We start from the raw sequence: 22,135 nt of genomic DNA, 5'->3' as shown, positions 1-22,135 counted from the left end.
CCGGACGCCGACCACGCGGGCTCCGGTCTCGCCGGCACCGGCTCAGCCACCGTCATCCAGCCGCTTGCCGGCATCCGTCAAGGGCATGGATGTCGCCTCGTACGAAGGAAACGTCAACTGGGCGACCGCGTGGAAGAACGGCGCGAAGTTCGCATACGCGAAGGCGACCGAGAGCACCACCTACACCAACCCGTATTTCGCGCAGCAGTACAACGGCTCGTTCACCGTCGGCATGATTCGCGGCGCGTACCACTTCGCGCTGCCGAACAAGTCCGGCGGCGCCGCCCAGGCCGACTACTTCGTCGCGCACGGCGGCGGCTGGTCGAAGGACGGCAAGACCCTGCCAGGCGCGGTCGACATGGAGTGGAACCCCTACTCCGGCGGCGACTGCTACGGCCTCAGCAGCACAGCCAGCATGGTGTCGTGGATCAAGGCCTTCAGCAACGAATACCACGCCAAGACGACCCGCTATCCGGTCATCTACACGGCCACCGCCTGGTGGAGCGAGTGCACCGCCAACAAGGGCAACTTCTCCGCCACCAACCCGCTCTGGCTGGCCAACTACAACGGCTCGCCGGGCACCATGCCCTACCACTGGGGCACGTACACGATCTGGCAGTCCGCGGACCACGGCACCTTCCCCGGTGACCAGGACGTGTTCAACGGCGCGTACGACCGCCTGCAGGCCCTCGCCAACGGCTGACCGCCGATGTCCGCATGGCCCCCCTACCCACGCATGGGGGCCATGCGGACATCCCAGCGCGGCAAAGTGTGACAGAACAGCCAGTACGCGCGTACGGACAGGTTTCTCTCGGGGTTACGCACCGCGTAGCCTTGACACAGCAGGCTCGTCGTGAGTGGAAGAAGGCGAAATAACGGCCGTGTCGACCGAAGGCAGTTCCGCGGACCCCTCCCTTACCTCGTTCGGACCGAACGAGTGGATCGTCGAGGAGATGTACGAGAAGTACCTCAGCGATCCCTCGACGGTGGACGAGGCCTGGCATGATTTCTTTGCCGACTACAAGCCCATCCGCGGTGACGCGGCCGGCGGATCGCCCAGCGCGCCGGCCAAGCCGGCGTCGCCGAACGGGCAGACCGCCACCAAGCCAGCGCCAACACCGGCCGTGACGCCGGCGCCGGCCAAGGCTGCCCCGGTGGCTCAGGCTGCGCCGAAACCGCAGGCCCCGCCGGTCCGTACGGACGACGTCGACCTGCAGCCGATGCGGGGCGTGGCGGCCAAGATCGTCGCCAACATGGACCTGTCGCTGACCATCCCGACGGCGACCAGCGTCCGGGCGGTGCCGGCCAAGATCATCGCCGACAACCGGATCGTGATCAACAACCACCTGGCCCGCGGCAGCGGCGGCAAGACCAGCTTCACCCACATCATCGGCTACGCGATGATCAAGGCGCTGGCCGACTACCCGCAGATGAACAACTCGTACGGCGTGGTCGACGGCAAGCCGACCCTGGTCGTGCCCAAGCACATCAACCTGGGCATCGCGATCGACCAGAAGAAGGCGGACGGCTCCCGCTCGTTGGTGGTCGCCGCCGTCAAGAACTGCGAGGAGATGGATTTCCGCGGTTTCTGGCAGGCATATGAGGACATCATCCGCAAGGCCCGCACCAACAAGCTGACCGCCGAGGACTTCGCCGGTACGACGATCAGCCTGACCAACCCGGGCGGCATCGGCACCGTGCACTCGGTCCCCCGGCTGATGAGCGGCCAGGGCACGATCATCGGCGTCGGCGCGATGGAGTATCCGGCCGAGTTCTCCGGAATGGCCGTGGAGGCACTGGCGGACCGGGCGATCTCCAAGATCATCACGCTCACCAGCACGTACGACCATCGGATCATCCAGGGCGCGGTGTCGGGCGAGTATCTGCGCCGGGTCCACCAGCTGCTCCTGGGCGAGGACGGCTTCTGGGACGAGATCTTCGCGAGCCTGCGGCTGCCGTACGAGCCGGTCCGCTGGGTCCGCGACATGGGCCACCGGCACGAGGGCGAGATCGACAAGAACGCCCGCGTGCTGGAGCTGATCCACTCGTACCGGGTGCGTGGGCACCTGATGGCCGACACCGACCCGCTGGAATACCACGTCCGCAAGCACCCTGACCTGGACATCCTGCAGCACGGGCTGACCCTGTGGGACCTGGACCGGGAGTTCCCGGTCGGCGGTTTCTCCGGCCAGCAGGTGATGAAGCTGCGGGACATCCTCGGGGTGCTGCGCAACTCGTACTGCCGCCGGGTCGGCGTGGAATACATGCACATCCAGGACCCGGAGGAGCGGCGCTGGATCCAGGAGCATGTCGAGGTTCACAACGACAAGCCGGACAACGAGAAGCAGAAGCACATCCTGGGCCGGCTGAACGCCGCCGAGGCCTTTGAGACCTTCCTGCAGACCAAGTTCGTCGGCCAGCGCCGGTTTTCCCTCGAAGGCGGCGAAAGTGTCATCGCGCTGCTGGACGAGGTGCTGCAGGCCGCCACCGAGGACGACATGGACGAGGTCGTCATCGGGATGGCGCACCGCGGTCGGCTGAACGTGCTCGCCAACATCATCGGCAAACCGTACGAGAAGATTTTCGGGGAGTTCGAAGGAAACATCGACCCCGGCTCGGCGCACGGCTCCGGTGACGTGAAATACCACCTGGGCGCGGAAGGCAAGTTCACCACGCCGGACGGGTCGAAGACCTCGAAGGTCTCGGTGGTCGCCAACCCGAGCCACCTGGAAACCGTCGACCCGGTGCTGGAGGGTGTCGTACGCGCCAAGCAGGACCTGATCGACAAACGGCTCGAGGGCTACACCGTGCTGCCCGTGCTGGTGCATGGCGACTCGGCTTTCGCCGGTCAAGGTGTGGTCGCCGAGACGCTGAACCTGTCCCAGCTGCGTGGCTACCGCACCGGTGGCACCGTGCACATCATCGTGAACAACCAGGTCGGTTTCACCACCGCACCGGAGTATTCGCGTTCTTCGTTCTACTGCACCGATGTCGCCCGGATGATCCAGGCGCCGATCTTCCACGTGAACGGCGACGACCCGGAGTCGGTCGTACGAGTGGCCAAACTCGCCTACGACTATCGCCAGGCTTTCAACAAAGACGTGGTGGTCGACCTGGTCTGCTATCGCCGGCGCGGGCACAACGAGGGCGACGACCCCTCGATGACCCAGCCGCTGATGTACGACATCATCGACGCCAAGCGCAGTGTCCGTAAGCTCTACACCGAGGCGCTGATCGGTCGCGGCGACATCTCGCTGGCCGACGCCGAGGCGGCACTGAAGGACTACGGCGAGCAGATGGAGCGGGTTTTCCGCGCCACCAAGGATTCCGCGCCGCCCAGCACCGACCAGTACCCCGAGCCGGTATCCAACCGGCCGGAACGGGTCAAGACCGCGACCACCGCGGAGGTCCTGCGGCAGATCGGCGAGGCGCACCTGAACCTGCCCGCCGGTTTCACTCCGCACAAGCGGATCGCGCAGTTGCTGGCCAAGCGGGCCGAGATGTCCCGCGACGGCAACATCGACTGGGCGTACGGCGAGCTGCTCGCTTTCGGTTCGTTGCTGCTGGAAGACGTGCGTGCCGGTACGGCTGGCCGGCCAGGACTCGCGCGCCGCGGCACCTTCGTCCAGCGGCATTCGGTGCTGGTGGATCGGTTGAACGGCAAGGAATTCACGCCGCTCACCAATCTCTCCGAGGACCAGGCCCGATTCTTCGTCTACGACTCACTGTTGAGCGAGTATGCGGCGATGGGCTTCGAGTACGGATATTCGGTCGCCAACAAGGACGCCCTGGTGCTGTGGGAAGCCCAGTTCGGTGACTTCGCCGACGGCGCCCAGTCGGTCCTGGACGAGTTCATCTCGTCCGGTGAGGCCAAGTGGGGCCAGACGTCCGGCGTCGTACTGCTGCTGCCGCACGGCCTCGAAGGCCAGGGCCCGGACCACAGCTCCGGTCGGATCGAGCGGTATTTGCAGCTCTGCGCCGAAGACAACATGACGATCGTGAACTGCACGACCCCGGCGAACTACTTCCACGCGCTGCGCCGGCAGGCGCTGACCCCCCTGCACAAGCCGATGGTGGTCTTCACGCCCAAGTCGCTGCTGCGGCACAAGGCGGCGGTCAGCCAGGTCGCCGACTTCACCACCGGCACGTTCCAGCCGGTCATCGACGACGCCGGCGTGAACGGCAAGGCATTGCACCCGGGTTCGGTCAAGCGCGTACTTTTCTGCTCCGGCAAGGTTTATTACGACCTGGCCGCCGCTCGCGCCGAGCAGGACCTGACCGACACCGCGATCCTGCGGGTCGAGCAGCTGCACCCGCTGCCGATCGACGAGGTCCGGGCCGCGCTCGCGCACTACCCGAACGCCGTCGACCACGTGTGGGTGCAGGAGGAGCCGGCGAACCAGGGCGCTTGGTCGTTCATCGCGCTGAACCTGTTGGAGCACCTGGAAGGCGTACGTCTTCGCCGGGTGTCCCGCAAGTCCGCGGCCGCGCCGGCGTCCGGTTCCAGCAAGATCCACGCGAAGCAGCAGCAGCCGACCTGATCGCGGCGGCGCTCACCGGGAGCCAGTCCACCTGATGTATTTCACCGACAAGGGCATCGAGGAGCTCGACCAGCGGCGCGGCGAGGAAACCGTGTCGCTGGCCTGGCTCGCCGATCGCCTGCGCGACTTCGTCGACCTGAACCCGGAATTCGAGGTCCCGGTCGAGCGCCTCGCAACGTGGCTCGCCCGCCTCGACGACGAAGACGAGGACTGACCGGCTCTTACTCGCACGCACCGTTAGTTGCGGCCGTTTTCCGTTGCGATCGCTTCGCGTACGGCCGGGACGATCTCGGTGGCCCAGCGGCCGAGGGAGACGGCGTCCTGGGTGCCGCCACTGGGCGAGAAGAGGATGAAGCCCGAGGCGTCGTGGTCCAGCACGGCTCCGGTCAGTTCCTCGATCCACTGGCTGGTGGAGCCGCCGATCCAGCGGCCGTCGTGGTCGCGGGTGGCGGCCAGCGGCTGATCGGTGATGCGCCCTGGGAAGTTGAAGACGGTACGAACCTCGCGCGGGTCGCGGCCCCGCAGCGGCGGCCGCTTCGTCGATGATCGGCCGCGAACTCCGGTATCGCTCGCTGAGCCAGTCCGCCGCGTGGCCGGGGAGCCAGCCGTCGGCCACCCGGCCGGTGGCGGCCAGGGATTTCGGGCCCACCGATCCGGTCCACGCGGGGAGCGCGGCCACCGGAGCAGGCTCGATCTGGTCCACCTGGTAGTGGTGGCCGTGGTAGGTGACCGCGCGCGCCGCCACCGGAGAGCATCTTGACCAGGATGATCGCTTCCTCGAAGGCGCGCACAGCGTCGTCCGGCGACAGCCGAGGCACGCCCAGGTCGGCGATCCGGTCCCAGAGTCCACCCGCGCCCATGCCGAGCACGATGCGACCGCCGGAGAGCGCCGACAGCGACGTCACCGTACGCGCCAGCATGGGAGCGGGCCGGGTGGGCAGGTTGGTCACGTTTGCCAGGCCCGAAATGTGTTGCGTGCGACCAAGGATGAATCCGAGTGCGGCGTACGCGTCCAGGCGCTCACCGAGGTACGGATGGTCCGACAGCGAGACGAGGTCGAGCCCGTCACGGTCGGCCTGCCGAGCCATCCGCAGCAACTCCGGCCCGTCGTCGACGGTGCTGTGCGCACCGAAGCCAAAGACGACCTCTCGTACAGACAATGCCTTGCCTTCCATTTGACGTCACTCCCACGGGCAGAAAATTGAGTTCGTAGCGCGAACTATAATAGTTCGTACTACGAACTCAATCCGTTGTGTCGCGGGACACACCGTCAGGTCTCAGTGCTCGCGAGCGGCAGGTGCTCCTTCGTCCAGTTCCATGAAGACCATCGGAACCCTGTTGTCCAGCACGACGCGGCCAAGGAGGCCGGCGAGGGTGTCACGCTCGGCGTCGCTGAGTGCGGCCGGCAGCTTGTCGATCCGACGGCAGGTTTCGGCATAGAACTCTTCCGCGAGCCTGCTGCCTTTCCGGGTCAGCGCCACCCGCACCGCACGCGTGTCCTTCGGGTCCGACTCGCGCCGGCAAAGCCGTTGCGCTCGGTACGGTCCACCAGGCCCGTCAGGCTCGACTTGGCCAGCCCCAGCATCGAGCCCAGCTCGGTCATGCCATACGGCTGCGCCATCAGCACACACAGCAACTGCCCCTGCTGCGGGGTGAGGCCGTGCTCTCGACCCGACTCGGCATACACGGCATTCACCAGGAACGACGACCGCACCAGCGCGGCCACCATCCCGATCTGGCTCTCACCTTGCTTACTCACCCGGCCAGATTAACACCCTATAATTCGCGAGACGAACTATCTGGTGTTCGGGACGGACTCGGCGACCGGTTCCGCGACGGCCGCAGCGGCCGGCTCCGATGGCGGCGAGCGCCGTCGCAGTTTACGGCGGACGAAATCAGCCAGCCGGCCAGCCGATTCGGGCGAGAGGAAAGACAGGTAGAGCACGAAAACGGCGAAGGAGAAAAAAGCCAACCGCGATGGTGACCAGAATGGAGATGTGCAGAATGACTCCGGCCGTCAGCACCCAGGGCCTGGCGCGCCGGCTCCACACGAAAAGGCCGAGGGACAGCTCGACCAACAGAGTGCCCCAGGCGGCCAGGTTCATCAGCGGGGCGTTCAGCGTCAGCCAGTCTGGCACGACGAAGTTCTGCAGGTCGACGATGCGCAGCGAATACGACACCGCCGTACCGGCGTTCCAGGTGTCGCCGCGGACTTTGTCCCACACGGTCGCCAAATAGACAATCGACAGCTGGATCTGGAAAAGCCGCAGCGCCCAGGGCGCTCTTTCCTGTGCGTTGAAGAAACTCCCGGTGGTACGACGCTGATCGAGCGACAGGGCGGCGCCGGACGGGGCCAGCAGGAGGAAAAGCGACTCGATCCGCATCATTCCGTCGCCGGCGTTGAAAATCCACGGCTGCCGGCGCTCGATCGACATGATCGCGATGAAAACGATGAGCGCGGCGAGCCGGCTGTGCCAGCCCAGCGTGAGCGCGGCGGCGGCGATCAGCAGCACCGCCCCCCAGACCAGAATGACCGCGGTGTCGGTGTTGAAAACCGACAACACGCTCCAGGCGAGCGGGCCACCACGGTCCGGCTGGGCCAGCACGCCGTGCGGTCCCAGCAGTGGCCCCAGCTCAGGAAGAAGGGTCAGCGCCCACAAAAAAAAACGTGATGACTCCGAAGAAAATCCGGACCACGCCGAGTGGATACGCCGACTGCGGCCGGAACCAGAAGCCGACCCAGCCAGCCATCGCCGCCGAACCGGCATGACTCACCCGGTCGCGTACCGCCGCCACAAGCCCGCTCATTTCTGGTTGAACACCTCGTCATAAAGGACCAAGTCCTGCGCCGGGCCGATTTTGCCGCCACCGGGCGGCACCAGCAGCGGGACCAACCGGGCGGTGATCTTCACCCTGGCCGGCGGGTCGGCGGCGGTGGTGAGCTGGCCGGCCACCCATTGGGCGAACGGCTTGCGGATGCTGTCCGTACGGGCCAGGTTCTCGTCGAGCTTTCGCCAGCGATAGACCCAGTAGTGCCGGATCACCGGGTCGGAGGCGGGTCGCCGCCAGGTCAGCTCCCGACCGCTCCTGGTCGTCACCGCGACCGTGAGATACGTCAGCTGGCGGGGCGGGTTCGGCGCGAAGACGCCCCAGTTCTGGTCGAGCCCGGCGACGTTGGCGACCGGTTGCAGATTGGCGACCACGATCGCCCGGATCGGCGAATCCGGCAGGTTCCAGACGATCCCGACCAGCACGACGAAGATGACCAGGGCGCTGATCACGCCCTGCCCCAGCGGAGTGCGTTCGGCCCGGGCCTGGAAGTCCTTGACCCAGGCCCGGGCCGCACTCGCTTTGTTCGTCGCGGCGGGATCAGGCATCAGCACCTGTGCCCCGCTGCCGTCACTTCTTGTTCGACCGCTTCACCAGCGAGACCGGCTTGATCAGCGACACCAGCGGACCCGTCATCGCCAGCTGCGGCCGGCGGCCGAGCAGCAGGAACAGGCCACCGAGGCCAAGGATCAGAGCGGACAGCCACAGCATGGAGGTTACCGGCGAGCCGGTGACCGGCAGCGTGCCCGATGCCGACTGCTGGTTGGTCGGCGCCTCGTTCTCGCTCGTGGTGCCGGCCGGGGTGCCACCGGTGGAGCTGGTGCCACTCGTACCCGTGGTGCCGGTCGTCGAGCCGTTGGTGGTGCTGGAGTTCGTCGTGCTGCTGTTCGTGGTGCTCGAGTTCGTCGTGCTCGAGTTGGTGGTGCTGCTGTTCGTCGTGCTGGAGTTCGTGGTGCTCGAGTTGGTGGTGCTGGTGTTCGTGGTGCTGTTGGTCGTGGTGCCCTGGTCAGTCGAGGACTGGTCAGTGCTCGTGTTCGTGGTCACCGGGGTGTCGGTGGTGCCGTTGGTGGTGCTCGAGTTGGTGGTGCTGGTGTTCGTCGACGAGCTGGTCTGGTCCGTGCCGGTGGACGACGAACTCGTACCGGACGTCGTGCCGGTGGACGACGAACTCGTACCGGACGTGCCGCCCTGGTCGGACGACCCCTGGTCGGTGCCGCTACCGACCGTCACCAGGCCGTCGACGATGCCGCTTTTCTCGTTGGCAACGGCAGGCGCGTTGGCGACCTGCACGTTCGACGTACCGGAGTCAGCCGCACCGGCTGGCGAGCCGGTGAACGCCACCGCCGCGAGCACCAGGCCGGACACCACCAAGCCAGCGCCGGCGTAGCGTCGACGATTCTTCCTGGAAATGGTCATAATGCGCATCTTGCCCCTTTCAGCGGGATGCAGAATAACAGGACAAGGCCCTACAACGCAGCGGTAACCACTCGGTCGGCTGCCGAGTGTCACCCCCGTGTCACGCGGTTTGTCGCGGCCATCGTGCCATAACAGGACCCGGACGCGCGGTCGGGTAGCTATGTTAAGCGGTCCAGATCACTCGAAATTCACGAATCCGCGCAGGTCAGCTCGTAGTTAATAGGATTTTTCCGAATACTTCGCCGGTCGCCAGCCGCTCGAACGCGGCCCGCCCGTCCGCGAGCGCGAAAGTCGAGTCGACGATCGGGCGTACGCCGGTGTCCACCAGCAACCGCAGCAGCGCCTCCAGCTCGTCCCGGGTGCCCATGGTCGAGCCAACCAGCGAAAGCTGCCGGAAGAAGACCTGCCGGAGGTCGACCTCGGTCAGGTGGCCGCTGGTCGAGCCGGCGATCACACACCGGCCGCCCGGTTTCAGGGACTTGATCGAGTGGCTCAGGGTGGCCTTCCCGACCGTCTCCACCACGAGGTCGACCCGCTCGGGGAGCCGGCCGCCGCTGTCCACCGCGGTCGCCCCGAGTGCCTCCGCGCGCGCCAGCTTGGCCTCGTCGCGGCTCGTCGCGTACACCGTCGCCCCGAGCGCCTTGGCCAGCGCGATCGCCGCCGACGCCACCCCACCGCCAGCACCCTGGACGAGGACGGCGCCGCCCGCGGGCAGCTGTCCGCGGGTGGTGAGCATCCGGTACGCCGTGAGCCAGGCCGTCGGCAGGCACGCGGCCTCGCTGAAACTCAACTCGGCGGGCTTGGCCACCAGGTTCCGCCGCGGCACCGCCACCTTTTCCGCGATCGTGCCCGGGTAGCGCTCGGACAGCAGGTTCCGCTTCGGGTCAAAAGTCTCGTCGCCCCCACCGGCATCCTTGTCGCCGATAACGGCATGTACGACAACCTCGTTGCCCTCCGGGTCCAGCCCGGCGGCGTCGCAGCCCAGGATCATCGGCAACTGCTCCTGGCTGAGCCCCACGCCCCGCAGCGACCAGAGATCGTGATGATTCAGGGCAGTCGCCCGTACGTCCACGACCACCCAGTCATCGGCCGGCGGCTTCGGATCGTCGATCTCGCCGACCTCCAGGCCGGACAACGGATTCTCGGCGTCAATTCGGGCAGCGTAGGCGGCAAGCATGGCTCAGGACCCTACGTGCACCCCGGTAACCCGGCAATCGCCGTACCAGAAACATCACAATCCCCGCCGACGACCAGGGCCCGGCAAAGTCGGATGTTCAGCGGCGGTGCTCGGCCCGCCTTTCGGCGGCGAGTGACCGGGCGAAAACGTCGAGTTCACCGTGGACGGCGACGACGGTGTCGAAGCCCCAACACGCCGGGTGGGGCGCGAAACTGTCGTACCCGGGTGAAACTTTGAGCCCCCGCCCTTTCAGAAGGGTGGGGGGTGGGTGGCGGGTTTTCGTTACGTACGCAAACGCGCGCGTGTAAGCGCGCGCTCCGCACCTCTCAGCCGAGCAGCGCGTGTCCGATTGTGACTTTGTTGCCCAGTTACCCGTCGGTGGCGGGCAAGAAAGTCACAATCGGACATATCGACGGGATGTCCGACTGTCACAGCCCAGGGCATCTACGCAGCTCAGAGCCCTGCTGTTGTGACAACCGGATTCCGATTGCGACAACAGCAGGGGTGGCGGAGCTACGAGCGGGCGACGCCTTCGGAGCGGGCGGCCCGAGCGACCGCGGCGGCGACCGCCGGTGCGACCCGGTCGTCGAAGACGGACGGAATGATGTAGTCCGGGCGCAGGTCGTCGGCGACCAGGTTGGCGAGCGCGTCGGCGGCGGCGAGTTTCATTCCGGCGGTGATCCGGCAGGCCCGGCAGGCCAGCGCGCCGCGAAAGACGCCGGGGAAGGCCAGCACGTTGTTGATCTGGTTCGGGTAGTCGCTGCGGCCGGTCGCGACGACACTCGCATAACGGGCCGCCACCGTCGGCGGGATCTCCGGGTCCGGGTTGGCCATCGCGAAGATGAAGGCGCCCGAAGCCATCCGGGCCACGTCGGTCTCGGGCACGATGCCGCCGGACAGGCCGAGGAAAACGTCGGCGCCAACCAGCGCGTCGGCGAGCAGCCCGGTCAGGCCGTTCGGGTTGGTGTCCTCGGCCAGCGCCGCCTTCACCGGGTTCATGTCCGTACGGTCCGTGCTCAGGATCCCCTTGGAGTCGGTCACCACGATGTCGCGCGCGCCGGCGGACAGCAGGATCCGGGCCACCGCGATCCCGGCCGCGCCGGCTCCGGAAACCACGATCCGCAGGCTCTCCAGCGGCCGACTGGTGAGCCGGGACGCGCCACGCAGCGCGGCCAGCACCACGATCGCGGTGCCGTGCTGGTCGTCGTGGAAGACCGGGATGTCCAGCTCCGCGGTCAGCCGCTCCTCGATGTCAAAGCATCGCGGCGCGCTGATGTCCTCCAGGTTGATTCCGCCGAAGGACGGCGCGACCGCCTTCACGGCCGCGACGATCTCGTCCGGATCACTCGTACCCAGGCATAGCGGCACCGCGTCGACACCACCGAACCGCTTGAACAGCACGGCTTTGCCTTCCATCACCGGCATCGCGGCCTTGGGCCCGATGTCGCCCAGGCCCAGCACCGCGGTGCCGTCGGTGACCACGGCGACCGCGCGGGTGGCCCAGGTGTACGAGTCGTAGAGCTCTGGATCGGCGGCGATCGCCCGGCAGACCTGGGCGACACCTGGGGTGTACGCCATCGAGAGGTCGTCGCGGTCGACCAGCGGCGCGGTCAGTGTGACGGCCATCTTGCCGCCGCGGTGCAGCGCGAAAATCGGGTCGTCGTCCAGGCTGGCCGCGTCGGCCAGCGGTTCGGTGAGTGGCTCGGCCACCATCGGAACTCCTCGGGGGTCTGCTGCTTGCAGGACAGGACACGCCGCGACAGCCGTCTGGGGTTACCTGGTGCGGGAGGCGCATGCGATGGCGATGCGCGGCGGTTGGGCTTGCGGCGGGGCGATCGGCGCAGTACGGCGCCATCTCCACCTGCTGCCCGGGGGTCACCCGAGGTGCTGTGTCCAGTCTCGCACAGCGACCCGCTCGTACGGTCCACGGAACCGAACCAGGTGCGCGATTTCACACCGCCCGCCCCACCATCACACCGCGACCGTTAGCGGGGTGACGGGCGGAGCCGGCCGAGCGTACGAAAGGGCAGATATCGCAGCAACACCCGGCCGTCGTCGACGACAGCCGGTCCATGGCGCCGGGAGTCGTCGGTGACGAATCGTTGTCGGATTCCAGCCACCAGCGGTCGCCGACGGCTCGTACGGCTCGTTTCACCACCAGGCCGGGCACCTCGTCGAAGCGGCCGATCACCACGTCGCCGACCCGGATTCGGCCGCCACGACGTACTACCACCGCATCGCCGTTCCGCAGCGTAGGGACCATCGACGGCCCTTTAATGCGAATTAATTGCAATAACAAATGAGATGCTCCTACGAGGAATTTTCCTTAATCCTTCCGGGTCTGCGTCTGCATTCAGACCGGAGTAGGGTCGTTTTGAAGAACCTATTGCAGCATTTCCGCTGCCTACTCGTGAGCCTTTACTGGAGGGCTAGTAATGCGGTTGTCCCGCTGGTTTACCCCGAGCACGACGGCATCGGCGCACTGCGACCTGCCCTGTGGCGTCTACGACCCGGCGCAGGCCCGGATCGAGGCCGAGTCGATCAAGGCGATCATCGCCAAGGTCGAGGGCAACGACGACCCGGACTTCCGGACTCGCGCCATCGTGATCAAGGAGCAGCGCTCCGAGCTCGTCAAGCACCACCTGTGGGTGCTCTGGACGGACTACTTCAAGGCGCCACACTTCGAGAAGTATCCGCAGCTGCACACCCTGTTCAACGAGGCCACCAAGCTGGCCGGCGCGACCGGCACCAAGGGTGCCCTTGACGCCAAGGTGGCCGACCAACTGCTGGAGAAGATCGACCAGATCGCCGAGATCTTCGCCGAGACCAAGAAGGCCTGACCGGCCGTAAGACCCGCACCCGATCCACCACCCGGTGGGTCGGGTGCACCGTTTTCGGGGGTAGGTTCCGCAGGTGAGCCAGAGTGAGCAGGTGCTGCTGATCCGGCACGGCCAGACCGAATGGGCCGCCGCCGGCCGGCACACCGGGCGTACGGATGTGCCGCTGACCGCCGTCGGCGAACAGCAGGCCAAGGCGCTGCGCCCGCTGCTCGCAGAGCTGCTGGGCGACACCACTGCGTCCATCGTGCTGTCCAGCCCGATGGAGCGGGCCCGCCGCACGGCCGAGCTGGCCGGCCTGTCGGTCACCGGGGTCGATCCGGACCTCGCGGAGATGGATTACGGCGCGTACGAGGGCATGACGACCCCGGAGATCTCCCGTACGGTCCCCGGCTTCACGGTCTGGACTCATCCGCTGCCGGGCGGGGAAACTCCCGCCCAGGTCGGCGAGCGGGCCGATGCGGTGCTGTCCCGCGTCGGGGCGGCCGGCGGCACTGCCGTACTGGTCGCGCACGGCCACCTGCTGCGCGTTCTGGGCGCTCGGTGGGTCGGGCTGGACCCGACCGGTGGCGGCCTGTTGGCGCTGGGCACCGCGGCGGTCTGCGTACTGGGCCGGGAGCATGGTCGACCGGTTTTGCGACACTGGAACCTTCAGGCGACGAACGGGTGAGGACGTGGCCATGAAGACAGCACCGATCTGGCGGGTCGCGCCCGGCTATCTGGTCAGCGATTTGACCACTCTTATCACACCCTGTGGCTTTTGCAGGAGTATGGCCGAGAAGCTGACGGACGGCAGTGTGACCACTACGCTCTCCGCTGTGATGCCGCCACCTTCCGACCCGACGTGCGGCCGGTGAGCCAGATGCCCAGTGGTCACACTGTGGACACGCCGGCCGACGACCCGACGACCGGACCGTCCTGGGACCGTGCGAGCGTGGCACCTGGCTACGGCGGCATCCCAGCGCAGAAAGGCGGACCTGGCGGCGTGTCGGCTCCCGACAATCCCACCAGCGGCGACTCCACCGCGGGGCAAGAGCGTGCGAACGGGCTGCCGGCTGGCGACGACCCGATCGGCAGGAACGCCCCGGAGACCGGCGGCACCGACACAGTGGCGCTCCGGCTGCCCGCCTCAGGCGCGTATCTGTCGGTCCTGCGGACCGCCACCGCCGGCCTCGCGGCCCGGCTCGACTTCACCCCCTCGACGACATCGAGGACCTGCGCATCGCCGTCGACGAGGCCTGCGCGATGTTGCTGCCCGAAGCCCGGCCCGGCAGCGATCTCGTGTGCATCTTCGAGCTGTCCGCCGAGGCGATTGGCGTGCAGGTCTCGGTGGCGAGCACGGCGGCGCGTACGCCCAGCCGCGACACCTTCGCCTGGATGGTGCTTTCCGCGCTGGCCGGCGACGTCGACTCGACGCTGGCCGACGGCCAGCTCGGCATCCGGCTGCTCAAGCGCCGGCAGGACCGCAGATGACCTCACCGGTGCCTCGGACCACCTCGCCGACCGACACCCGCCGGCCAATCGCCGGTGGCGGCACTGTCATGGGCGGCACTGTCGCCGGCGCGCCGTCGGCGGTGCCGCCGCGGCCCCGCCGCGCGCGAGTCGAGAGTCTCCGGTTCGGCCGAGGACACCGCCACGCTTTTCGCCGCGCTGCTGAGCACCGCCGCCGGTTCCGCCGAGCACCGCCGAGTACGTGACGAACTCGTCCATCGGCACATGCCGCTCGTCCACTTCCTCACCCGCCGCTTCCGGCACCGGCGGCGAGTCGCCAGCCGACCTCGTACAGGTCGCCACCATCGGCCTCATCAAGGCGATCGACCGGTTCGACCCGACCCGTGGCCTCGAATTCGCCACCTTCGGCACTCCGACGATCATCGGCGAGCTCAAGCGGCATTTCCGAGACCGCGCGTCGGCCATCCGAGTGCCCCGCCGCCTGCAGGAACAGCAGGCCGCCATAGCCCGCGCGAGCACCGAGCTCTTCCAGCAGCTCGGCCGCTCCCCCACGGTCGCCGAGCTGTCCGCGGCCACCGGCCTGACCGAGGAACAGGCGCTCGACTGCCTGGAATGCTCCCACGCGTATTCGACCGTCTCCCTCGACGCCGTCACCACCTCCCCGTCCCCCGACAGCGCCGCGATGCTGGAAGCGCTGCGAACAACCGACGAGGCACTGGAGGAAGTCGAGCGCCGCGAGGCCCTTCGCCCCCTCCTGGACCAACTGCCCGAACGCGAGCGCCGAATCGTCATCCTGCGCTTCTTCCGCGGCATGACCCAGTCCGAAATCGCCGCCGAGATCGGCATTTCCCAAATGCACGTGTCCCGCCTGCTGACCAGCACCCTCAGCCGCCTCCGCGCCGGCCTCGCCGACTAATTTCCGCTGTTTCCACCCCAAAAACGTCACTCTCGCGGTGGACTGGGGCTGCATTTTCGTCGAGTGCGGGACTTTATCCCGCAGTCGACGTCGAGTGTGGGGTTTTGTCCCGCACTCGACGTCAGGCCCGACGCAACAAGACGCGGCCAAAAAGACGGGTGCGGCGCAAAACTGTCGTACCCACCCCGAAAAATCACCCCCACCCAGTGACGGGTGGGGGGGGGGCGGGTTTGAGGACCGATGTTCAACTAAAAAATTCAGGTCTACCTCTCAACCCACCCCCCGCCCGTTCAAAGGGAGGGGGAAAGAAAAACAGAAACGTACGACAATTTTGCGCCCCACCCGGCGTGTCGGGTATGGACTCGTACGTGTCACAAAGTCGAAGGATCGGAAACTACTTGATCCCGAGGGCCCTCGTCGTCGACGGAAGGACGAGCAGCACGATCGCGACGACGCACACCGCGAGCACGATCGCTCCGGCCGCAACCAGTCCGCCCTTGGCCATGAAATAACCGATCGCGAGGGCGAGCAGGTGCATCGCGACCGACGGGTTGCGGGCGCCGGCCCGGCGGTTGAGTAGGAGCCAGCCGAGCCAACCGAAGAGGCCGGCGATCGCGAGCAGCAGTGCATCCTCGGCGATCGCGCCGGTGAAGGTCTGGGCCACCTGGGTGAACGTGTTGACGATCTGGACGACGGCGAGGACCGCGACAGCGACGGCCTCCAGCCAGAGCAGACATATCACGGCGAGAAGCGTTGCGGGCAGGCCCTTGAAAGTGACCCGTCCCACCTGCCCGTTTTCCGGTTCGACCACGGCGTCAAGCCTACCGGCGGGTAAAATTGGCGTGTGCGCGCGCTGCTGGTGACAAATCCAGGTGCGACGTCCACGACGTCTGGCACCCGGGACGTGCTGATCCACGCGCTGCGCTCCGAGGTCGACCTGGAGGTGGCCACCACCCATCGCCGCGGGCATGCCGCGGAGCTGGCCCGGCAGGCCCGGTTGGACGGCGTCGAGGTGATCGTCGCGCTCGGTGGCGACGGTACGGTCAACGAGCTGGTCAACGGGATGCTCGCGGACGGCGTCTCGGACAAGGTGCCAGCGCTCGCGGTGGTGCCCGGCGGGTCGGCGAACGTCTTCGCGCGCGCGCGCTCGGCCTGCCGAACGACGCGATCGAAGCCACCTCGGTGCTGTTGGAGGCACTGCGCGAGCGACGGACCCGGTCGATCGGACTGGGCAAGGCGAACGACCGATGGTTCACGTTCTGCGCCGGCCTCGGGTTGGACGCGGAGATCATTCGCCGAGTCGAGCGGGCCCGGGTACGCGGCCGGACCGCGACCGTCGCCCTGTACGTCCGATCAACGTTCGCGCAGTACCTGAGCGGCACCGACCGCTCCGAGCCGATGATCCGACTGCGCCGGCCGGGTGGCACCGTCGTCGACGGGCTCTCGATGGTCGTCGTCCAGAACACCGTGCCGTGGACGTATTTCGGCCGTCACCCGGTGACTTTCACCGACACCGCGTCCTTCGACGCCGGCCTCGACCTGTTCGCTATGCGTGGCCTGCATCCCAGCGAAACCGCGGTGGCGGCCGCGCAACTGCTGCTTATGCACCGTAAACCCGGTGGTCGGGCCACCTATCGGCTGCGCGATCAGGAGAGTTTCATGGTGATCTCACGTAGACCCCTGGCGTTGCAGCTGGACGGCGACTATGTTGGCGAGTCCGACGAGGTCACGTTCGAGTCCCATCCGAACGCGGTGCGCGTCGTTCTGTAGGACAGCTTGGTAAGACAGCACTATCACGGCGCCACCCGAGTCTGAGTGGTCCGGCACCATCAGCAGCACCCAGCAGCAGGCTTTGGCGTGCACATGCGGCGCCAGAGATTGTGTGCGAACGTCGAAGACCGGTTGCCCGAAAGTCTGATGACCGAGTGCAACCAATGCATGACAAAGTCTGGCGTAATGGGCGGTTGCCCTGGTATGACTACTGGGGGCAAGCACCCGTGAATTCGGTCACGAGCCGAATTGGGAGCGTCAAGGCCCTTGACATCGCCAGGCTTCGTGAAAGCATTCACAAGCAAGGCGGTCTTCCCGTAGCACTACCCGGATGGACAGGCGCACGGCCACGTGCGTTTCATACGCCCAACAATGACGTTGAGGAGAGCTGGCATGGACTGGCGCCACCGCGCCCTCTGCCGTGACGAGGACCCTGAGCTTTTCTTCCCGATTGGCACCAGTGGTCCAGCGTTGCTGCAGGTCGAAGAAGCAAAATCAGTGTGTCGTCGCTGCCCCGTGACCGAGATGTGCCTGGAATGGGCACTGGAGTCCGGCCAAGACGCAGGTGTCTGGGGCGGCATGAGCGAAGACGAACGGCGAGCGCTCAAGCGCCGCGGTGCACGTCCGCGTGTCCACACCGCCTGATCGACTACCAAAGACCGCGCTTTCATCGCACGACTTCGAACGACCCGGGCCACCGTCGGTCCGGGTCGTTCGCTATGTCGGCCAGCGAACAGCCGATGTGTCTCGCGCATTTACGCTATGCCTTTTCCCGATTCTGACTACGCTGCGTGATCTAGAGCAGATTCTCATCTGCCCGCAGTGTGGCAGCCGGGTACGACAGTTCCGCCGCCGGGCACGGACTAGGGACCTAGGAGACTTCGACCTCAGCGTGGCCGGAGGTCTTGGCGCCACGGCTCGTCAGCGGCACGACCACGACGGCCTCGGTGCCGCCACCGTGCCGGGGCCGCAGGTCGATGGACCCGCCCAGCTCGCTAGTCACCAACGTACGAACGATCTGGAGACCAAGGCGGGTCGAAGCCTGCAGGCTGAAGCCGTCAGGCAGGCCCTGGCCGGAGTCGGCGACCTCGACTCGCAGAGTGTCCCGGTCCCGCTGGGCCATCAGCGTCACGGCACCGGACTGGCCGGGCAGGTAAGCGTGCTCCAGGGCGTTCTGCAGCAGCTCGGTGACCACCATCGCGAGCGGGGTCGCCACCGGCGACGGCAGGACCCCGAAGATGCCCTCTTTGCGCAGGTGGACGACCGTCTCGGTGCCAGCCACCTCGCCGACCATCGAGGAGATCTTGCTGACGATGCTGTCGAAGTCGACGGTCTCGTCCAGCGACAGCGACAAAGTCTCGTGTACGAGGGCGATCGAGGACACCCGTCGTACTGATTCCTGCAGCGCCGACTTGGCCTCCTGCGAGGTGACCCGCCGGGACTGCAGTCGCAGCAGCGCGGCGACCGTCTGCAGGTTGTTCTTCACCCGGTGGTGGATCTCCCGGATGGTCGCGTCCTTGGTGAGCAGTGCCCGGTCCCGCCGGCGCACCTCGGTGACCTCGCAGGCCAGCACCAGCGCGCCGATGTTCTCGCCGTCCGGCCGCAGCGGCAGCGCGCGCAGCAGGATGACCGCACTGCGGGCCTCGACCTCGATCCGGTCCGGCGAAGCGCCGGCCAGCGCCGCGCTGATCCGCTCGTTCGCCTCCGCGCCCTCCAGCGGGTCGTCGGCAAGATCGCTGGTCAGCGGCCCCAGCTCCATGCCCTGCAGGTCGCCGGAGAACCCCAGCCTGCGGTACGCGGACTGAGCGTTCGGACTCGCGTAGTCGACCCGGCCGTCCGGCGCAACCCGGATGACGCCGTCGCCGGCCCGCGGCATGGACGTGTCGTCGGCCAGTACGGGCTGGCGGGGCGGGAACGAGCCGGCGGCGACCATCCGGCACAGGTCGTCGGCACTGCGCAAATACGCCAGCTCGAGCTGGCTGGGCGCCCGGGTGGCGGCCAGGTTGGTGTCCCGGCCCAGGACGGCGACGACCTTCTCACCGTTGCGTACCGGAATGGCCTCGTGCCGGGCCGGGATGTCGTCGATCCACTCCGGATCGCCTTCCCGCCAGATCCGGCCGGCGGTGGCCGCGGCCACCAGGTGTGCGGACGCCTCGACCGACAACAGCCGGCCGACCTGGTCGTGCAGATACGCGGTGGGGCCGGTGGTCGGGCGGATGTGCGCGACGCACAGGTACGCCGGCTCCAGATACGCGTCCGTGGTCGACACCCACAACAACAGGTCAGCGAAGGACAGGTCGGCGAGCAGCTGCCAGTCAGCGGCCAGCCGGTGCAGGTGCTCGATGTCGTCCTCGGTCAGCGTGGAATGCTGCTGGACGAGCTCGCGGAGTGTCGACACGGGCGTCCCGGACTAGGCGAGTACGGCGATCAGGTCGCCGCCCTGCACCACGTCACCCTCGCCTACCGAAATCGACGAGACGGTGCCACCGACCTCGGCAAGCACCGGGATCTCCATTTTCATCGACTCCAGGATCACCACGGTGTCGCCTTCGCCGAGCGCGTCACCCTGGGCGGCCACGACCTTGAGCACGTTGGCCACCATCTCGGCCCGAATCTCTTCAGCCACCGGCGTACTCCCGTCCGCGTCCAGCCACCTCTTGCGTGCATCCAATCATGGCGCTGTGGGTCGCCAACGAGCTACACGCCGCGCGGCCGCATCAGGCGGCGGTGTAGGGGCGGTCAGCGGCTCGTGGGATTCTTGACGTTGACAGTTGCAGGAGGGAGGACACCATGGCGAAAAAGGCGCGTAAGAAGAGGGCCCCGCAAGAACAAGAAGGCGAACCACGGCCGCAGGCCCAACGCCTGACCTCCCGCACCATCTCGAAGGCCACCTCCCGTACGGGACGGTGGCCTTCTTCGTTCCCGGCCGCAACCTTTTCGCAAAGCTGGGTCTCTGTCCTTCCAGCAAACCCACGCGCACGGGGAGGGTGGATGAATGGAGGCGACACTTGCCGAAGGGGCAGGCGCTCCAATCCGGCCAGGAGAGACTGACCCAGTGGACGAGCGACTCGCCGGGCGAGCGGTGGTGGAGGAGCTCTACCGGGTTGCCTACCCGCGGTTGGTCCGCAGCGTGTACGCACTGACCGGCCAGCTCAGCGAGGCGCAGGATGTGGTGCACGACGCCTTCACCATTGCGATGTCCCGGCCGCACCGGCTCGGGTCGGTAGACGACCCGGAGGCGTGGGTACGTACGGTGGCGCTGAACCTCGCCAAACGTCGCTACCGAAGACGACGCGTCTGGATGGACCGCTTCCTACGCCGCGACCGGCCAGTCAGCACGGTCGAGGGCCCAAACCCCGAGCGGCTCACGGTGGTGGCCGCGATGCGCCAACTCTCGCCCGCATACCGGGAAACACTCGGTCTCTACTACCTGGCCGACCTGTCCGTGGACGAGATCGGCAAAACGCTCGGCGTACCCGCCGGCACCATCAAGGCTCGGCTGTCCCGCGGCCGGGCCGCGCTCGCCGACATTCTGGGTGAGAAGGAGGAAACCGATGCCTGACATTGACTTTGCCGAAGTACGCGACGAAATCGACAGCCAACTGAGCCCACCGCTGCCCATCGCGGACATCACCCATCGCGCTCACCGGCGTAATCGAGCCAGAGCCGCGGTTACCGTGCTGACTGTGGGCGTCGCAGTGGCCGCCGTCACCGTCGGCGCCATCCAGCTCACCGCCGACCGCGAGCGGTCGCCAGTTGTTCCGCCGGCCGGAGTGACGGACCCGACGCCGCCGTCTGGGAAAGCCGGTCCGATCACGCCGCCGGTACGCAGTAGCACGTTCCCGGCGGGTTCCCAGGCCACCTTCACCGCCGCGGTCAACCAGAAAATCAGCTATGCCATCACGAGACTTCCGGGCATCGCGGTGACATTCGCCTGGTCCCGGACCGTGGATGGCGGACTGACCTGGGTCAGCCACGACCTGCCGACGCTCGCGCAGCCGGTCGGAACCCCGTTCACGAGCGGTCCCCAGGTACTCGACCTGACCACAGTGATCGCCGGACAGCTGATCAGCCACGACGGCGGCACCAGCTGGACGCGGCGACCCGCCAGTGGCGTCGCGCGTGAGCGTCCTGCCGGCTGGCTGGGTGCTGTCCGCGCCGGGTGTCGACGGACCGATCGTCGCTATCGACCCAGCGGACGGTGCATCGCACACCTTCACGGGTGCGCCGAAAAACTGCTCGCGGCCGTACTCGGGAGAACCGACCGACGGTTCGATTCGATCTGGCTGGGCTGCCCGGGCGGCCTGGTGGTCAGCCACAATCGCGGCGCGAGCTGGAAGGCGTTCCACGTACTGCCCGCGGACGCGAACAAGGGCACCACCTTCACCGGCCTCACGGGCGATCAGCCGATCGTCTGGGTGGACAGCGCCGACGGCCAGCGCGGCTACGCCATCGCTGACGGCGGCGCGCCAGGGGCCCGTCAACAGACCATCTTCCGTACCGACAACGGCGGGACGAGCTGGCAGAAAATCCGTGTCGTGCAGGGCAATGTGCCGACCATGGACGGGGGGCTGACCGGGCTCTCGGTGCTGCCCGACGGCTCGTTCCTCAACGGTGGCGTGACCGCGAACATTAAGCCGCTGGTGCGCTCATCCGACGACGGCGCGACCTACCAGCCACTCGCCCCAGTGTTCCCGACCGAGGACCCGGTGCGTACGCCACTGGGGACCTTCGTCAGCTTCCACTGGGAAGACGTCGGCAGCCCGAAGAACATCTACGTAGTCTCCGACGACGGCATCCACTGGTCGCCGATTCCGGTGCCGACCGGGGTCAAGCCACCGCAGTTCTGATCCCAGAAAACGGAAAACCCGTGTTGGTCCCTTCGGATCAGCACGGGTTTTCGTTATTCGGCGCGGTATTCGCGTACTTCGGCCTCGATGACGACCTCGCGGAGTTTGAGCTTGAGCCGGATCCGCAGGCTTTCCGGCGCCCGGTCGCCACCGCAGCAGCGGGACACCAACGCCTTCACCTCCTGCTCGATGCCGAACTCGCGCAGGCACGGCGAACAGTCGTCGATGTGCTGGCGGATCTTGGCCCGCGACACGTCGTCGGTTTCCGCGTCGTCGGTAGAGATAAACGTCCTCCAGCACCGAACGGCACTCGGGCTTTATCCCGTTAAACGAGCTGTCCTCGCCGC

The 22,135-nt window shown here is 67.1% G+C and carries 28 protein-coding genes and 2 pseudogenes; 14 read left to right on the top strand and 16 right to left on the bottom strand.

Going from position 1 to position 22,135, the window contains the following annotated elements; genetic code table 11:
- Positions 1–85: 85 nt before the first annotated feature.
- From GNX96_RS38490 to GNX96_RS38480, 3 genes are all read left to right on the top strand, one after another.
- Positions 86–703 (top strand): GH25 family lysozyme, encoded by a 618-nt coding sequence (locus GNX96_RS38490; protein ID WP_163572651.1) that lies wholly within the window; start codon positions 86–88, stop codon positions 701–703.
- A 178-nt stretch (positions 704–881) separates the two neighbouring features.
- Positions 882–4,541: a multifunctional oxoglutarate decarboxylase/oxoglutarate dehydrogenase thiamine pyrophosphate-binding subunit/dihydrolipoyllysine-residue succinyltransferase subunit gene (locus GNX96_RS38485; RefSeq protein ID WP_163572647.1), complete on the top strand. Its 3,660-nt coding sequence runs from the start codon at positions 882–884 to the stop codon at positions 4,539–4,541.
- A 34-nt stretch (positions 4,542–4,575) separates the two neighbouring features.
- Positions 4,576–4,755, top strand: a complete 180-nt coding sequence (locus GNX96_RS38480; RefSeq protein WP_163572646.1) for a DUF6104 family protein — start codon at positions 4,576–4,578, stop codon at positions 4,753–4,755.
- Between the two features lie 23 nt (positions 4,756–4,778).
- On the opposite strand, the gene GNX96_RS58495 is transcribed toward GNX96_RS38480, so the two are convergent.
- The 9 genes and pseudogenes from GNX96_RS58495 to GNX96_RS38450 form a co-directional block, all read right to left on the bottom strand.
- On the bottom strand, positions 4,779–4,919 hold the full coding sequence (locus GNX96_RS58495; protein WP_279582586.1) for a hypothetical protein: 141 nt from the start codon (positions 4,917–4,919) through the stop codon (positions 4,779–4,781).
- A 181-nt stretch (positions 4,920–5,100) separates the two neighbouring features.
- Positions 5,101–5,220: pseudogene (locus tag GNX96_RS65945) on the bottom strand (LLM class F420-dependent oxidoreductase); the annotation flags it as partial.
- A 124-nt stretch (positions 5,221–5,344) separates the two neighbouring features.
- Positions 5,345–5,629, bottom strand: a pseudogene (locus GNX96_RS65940) (LLM class flavin-dependent oxidoreductase); the annotation flags it as partial.
- Positions 5,630–5,818: 189 nt separating this feature from the next.
- Positions 5,819–6,028 carry a hypothetical protein gene (locus GNX96_RS58490; RefSeq protein ID WP_279582584.1) on the bottom strand — a complete coding sequence of 70 codons (210 nt, stop codon included), beginning with the start codon at positions 6,026–6,028 and terminating at the stop codon, positions 5,819–5,821.
- Positions 6,013–6,300, bottom strand: a complete 288-nt coding sequence (locus tag GNX96_RS58485; protein WP_279582583.1) for a hypothetical protein — start codon at positions 6,298–6,300, stop codon at positions 6,013–6,015. Before GNX96_RS58485 ends, GNX96_RS58490 begins: the two co-directional genes overlap by 16 nt.
- 136 nt (positions 6,301–6,436) lie before the next feature.
- Entirely contained in the window at positions 6,437–7,201 is a 765-nt protein-coding gene (locus GNX96_RS38465) for an HTTM domain-containing protein (protein WP_163572645.1), read from the bottom strand.
- Entirely contained in the window at positions 7,176–7,349 is a 174-nt protein-coding gene (locus GNX96_RS38460) for a hypothetical protein (RefSeq protein ID WP_163572644.1), read from the bottom strand. Before GNX96_RS38460 ends, GNX96_RS38465 begins: the two co-directional genes overlap by 26 nt.
- Positions 7,346–7,918, bottom strand: a complete 573-nt coding sequence (locus GNX96_RS38455; protein ID WP_163572643.1) for a hypothetical protein — start codon at positions 7,916–7,918, stop codon at positions 7,346–7,348. Before GNX96_RS38455 ends, GNX96_RS38460 begins: the two co-directional genes overlap by 4 nt.
- Positions 7,919–7,940: 22 nt before the next feature.
- Positions 7,941–8,081 carry a hypothetical protein gene (locus GNX96_RS38450; RefSeq protein WP_163572642.1) on the bottom strand — a complete coding sequence of 47 codons (141 nt, stop codon included), beginning with the start codon at positions 8,079–8,081 and terminating at the stop codon, positions 7,941–7,943.
- On the opposite strand from GNX96_RS38450, the gene GNX96_RS38445 reads away from it, so the two are divergent.
- Positions 8,080–8,757: a hypothetical protein gene (locus GNX96_RS38445; RefSeq protein ID WP_163572641.1), complete on the top strand. Its 678-nt coding sequence runs from the start codon at positions 8,080–8,082 to the stop codon at positions 8,755–8,757. The genes GNX96_RS38450 and GNX96_RS38445 overlap by 2 nt on opposite strands.
- Before the next feature lie 234 nt (positions 8,758–8,991).
- On the opposite strand, the gene GNX96_RS38440 is transcribed toward GNX96_RS38445, so the two are convergent.
- The 3 genes from GNX96_RS38440 to GNX96_RS38430 all read right to left on the bottom strand — a co-directional run bounded on the left by GNX96_RS38440 (position 8,992) and on the right by GNX96_RS38430 (position 12,262).
- Positions 8,992–9,963, bottom strand: coding sequence for a zinc-binding dehydrogenase (locus GNX96_RS38440; RefSeq protein ID WP_163572640.1), 972 nt, complete (start codon positions 9,961–9,963; stop codon positions 8,992–8,994).
- A gap of 513 nt (positions 9,964–10,476) precedes the next feature.
- The gene (locus GNX96_RS38435; RefSeq protein WP_163572639.1) at positions 10,477–11,676 is read right to left on the bottom strand and encodes an NAD(P)-dependent malic enzyme; all 1,200 of its coding nucleotides are present in this window, start codon (positions 11,674–11,676) and stop codon (positions 10,477–10,479) included.
- A 238-nt stretch (positions 11,677–11,914) separates the two neighbouring features.
- Positions 11,915–12,262, bottom strand: a complete 348-nt coding sequence (locus tag GNX96_RS38430; RefSeq protein WP_390624250.1) for a S24 family peptidase — start codon at positions 12,260–12,262, stop codon at positions 11,915–11,917.
- Between the two features lie 136 nt (positions 12,263–12,398).
- On the opposite strand from GNX96_RS38430, the gene sodN reads away from it, so the two are divergent.
- The 5 genes from sodN to GNX96_RS38405 all read left to right on the top strand — a co-directional run bounded on the left by sodN (position 12,399) and on the right by GNX96_RS38405 (position 15,168).
- Positions 12,399–12,803, top strand: a complete 405-nt coding sequence (sodN, locus tag GNX96_RS38425) for a superoxide dismutase, Ni (protein WP_163572638.1) — start codon at positions 12,399–12,401, stop codon at positions 12,801–12,803.
- A 91-nt stretch (positions 12,804–12,894) separates the two neighbouring features.
- Positions 12,895–13,470 (top strand): histidine phosphatase family protein, encoded by a 576-nt coding sequence (locus tag GNX96_RS38420; protein ID WP_279582593.1) that lies wholly within the window; start codon positions 12,895–12,897, stop codon positions 13,468–13,470.
- 575 nt (positions 13,471–14,045) lie between these two features.
- Positions 14,046–14,273: a hypothetical protein gene (locus GNX96_RS67450; RefSeq protein WP_279582582.1), complete on the top strand. Its 228-nt coding sequence runs from the start codon at positions 14,046–14,048 to the stop codon at positions 14,271–14,273.
- Positions 14,270–14,497 (top strand): hypothetical protein, encoded by a 228-nt coding sequence (locus tag GNX96_RS38410; RefSeq protein WP_163572610.1) that lies wholly within the window; start codon positions 14,270–14,272, stop codon positions 14,495–14,497. The genes GNX96_RS67450 and GNX96_RS38410 overlap by 4 nt, the downstream gene beginning before the upstream one ends.
- Positions 14,494–15,168 (top strand): SigB/SigF/SigG family RNA polymerase sigma factor, encoded by a 675-nt coding sequence (locus GNX96_RS38405; protein WP_279582581.1) that lies wholly within the window; start codon positions 14,494–14,496, stop codon positions 15,166–15,168. Before GNX96_RS38410 ends, GNX96_RS38405 begins: the two co-directional genes overlap by 4 nt.
- A gap of 394 nt (positions 15,169–15,562) precedes the next feature.
- On the opposite strand, the gene GNX96_RS38400 is transcribed toward GNX96_RS38405, so the two are convergent.
- Complete coding sequence (locus GNX96_RS38400; RefSeq protein WP_163572636.1) at positions 15,563–15,979, bottom strand: hypothetical protein; 417 nt, start codon at positions 15,977–15,979, stop codon at positions 15,563–15,565.
- Positions 15,980–16,012: 33 nt separating this feature from the next.
- Between GNX96_RS38400 and GNX96_RS58475 the strand changes: the two genes are divergently transcribed.
- The 3 genes from GNX96_RS58475 (at position 16,013) to GNX96_RS38390 (ending at position 17,583) form a co-directional block, all read left to right on the top strand.
- A complete protein-coding gene (locus GNX96_RS58475; RefSeq protein ID WP_279582580.1) occupies positions 16,013–16,543 on the top strand; it encodes a diacylglycerol/lipid kinase family protein in 531 nt (176 codons plus the stop codon).
- 23 nt (positions 16,544–16,566) lie between these two features.
- The gene (locus GNX96_RS58470; protein WP_279582579.1) at positions 16,567–16,938 is read left to right on the top strand and encodes a diacylglycerol kinase family protein; all 372 of its coding nucleotides are present in this window, start codon (positions 16,567–16,569) and stop codon (positions 16,936–16,938) included.
- A 393-nt stretch (positions 16,939–17,331) separates the two neighbouring features.
- Positions 17,332–17,583 carry a WhiB family transcriptional regulator gene (locus GNX96_RS38390; RefSeq protein WP_163572635.1) on the top strand — a complete coding sequence of 84 codons (252 nt, stop codon included), beginning with the start codon at positions 17,332–17,334 and terminating at the stop codon, positions 17,581–17,583.
- A 226-nt stretch (positions 17,584–17,809) separates the two neighbouring features.
- On the opposite strand, the gene GNX96_RS38385 is transcribed toward GNX96_RS38390, so the two are convergent.
- Complete coding sequence (locus GNX96_RS38385; protein ID WP_163572634.1) at positions 17,810–19,336, bottom strand: sensor histidine kinase; 1,527 nt, start codon at positions 19,334–19,336, stop codon at positions 17,810–17,812.
- Between the two features lie 12 nt (positions 19,337–19,348).
- Positions 19,349–19,564: a biotin/lipoyl-binding carrier protein gene (locus tag GNX96_RS38380; protein ID WP_163572633.1), complete on the bottom strand. Its 216-nt coding sequence runs from the start codon at positions 19,562–19,564 to the stop codon at positions 19,349–19,351.
- A gap of 429 nt (positions 19,565–19,993) precedes the next feature.
- On the opposite strand from GNX96_RS38380, the gene GNX96_RS38375 reads away from it, so the two are divergent.
- Together GNX96_RS38375 and GNX96_RS38370 are read left to right on the top strand one after the other, a co-directional pair.
- The gene (locus tag GNX96_RS38375; protein WP_279582578.1) at positions 19,994–20,500 is read left to right on the top strand and encodes an RNA polymerase sigma factor; all 507 of its coding nucleotides are present in this window, start codon (positions 19,994–19,996) and stop codon (positions 20,498–20,500) included.
- Positions 20,493–21,788, top strand: a complete 1,296-nt coding sequence (locus tag GNX96_RS38370; RefSeq protein WP_163572631.1) for a sialidase family protein — start codon at positions 20,493–20,495, stop codon at positions 21,786–21,788. Before GNX96_RS38375 ends, GNX96_RS38370 begins: the two co-directional genes overlap by 8 nt.
- Before the next feature lie 53 nt (positions 21,789–21,841).
- Here the strand turns inward: GNX96_RS38370 and rsrA are convergent, their stop codons facing one another.
- Positions 21,842–22,072 carry a mycothiol system anti-sigma-R factor gene (gene rsrA, locus GNX96_RS58465; RefSeq protein ID WP_390624251.1) on the bottom strand — a complete coding sequence of 77 codons (231 nt, stop codon included), beginning with the start codon at positions 22,070–22,072 and terminating at the stop codon, positions 21,842–21,844.
- Positions 22,073–22,135 lie beyond the last annotated feature (63 nt).

The sequence above is a fragment of the Fodinicola feengrottensis genome, assembly GCF_010993775.1.
GTDB classification, from domain to species: domain Bacteria; phylum Actinomycetota; class Actinomycetes; order Mycobacteriales; family HKI-0501; genus Fodinicola; species Fodinicola feengrottensis.
Note: the sequence above shows the minus strand (reverse complement) of the source record. Positions and strands in the feature narration are given on the sequence as shown.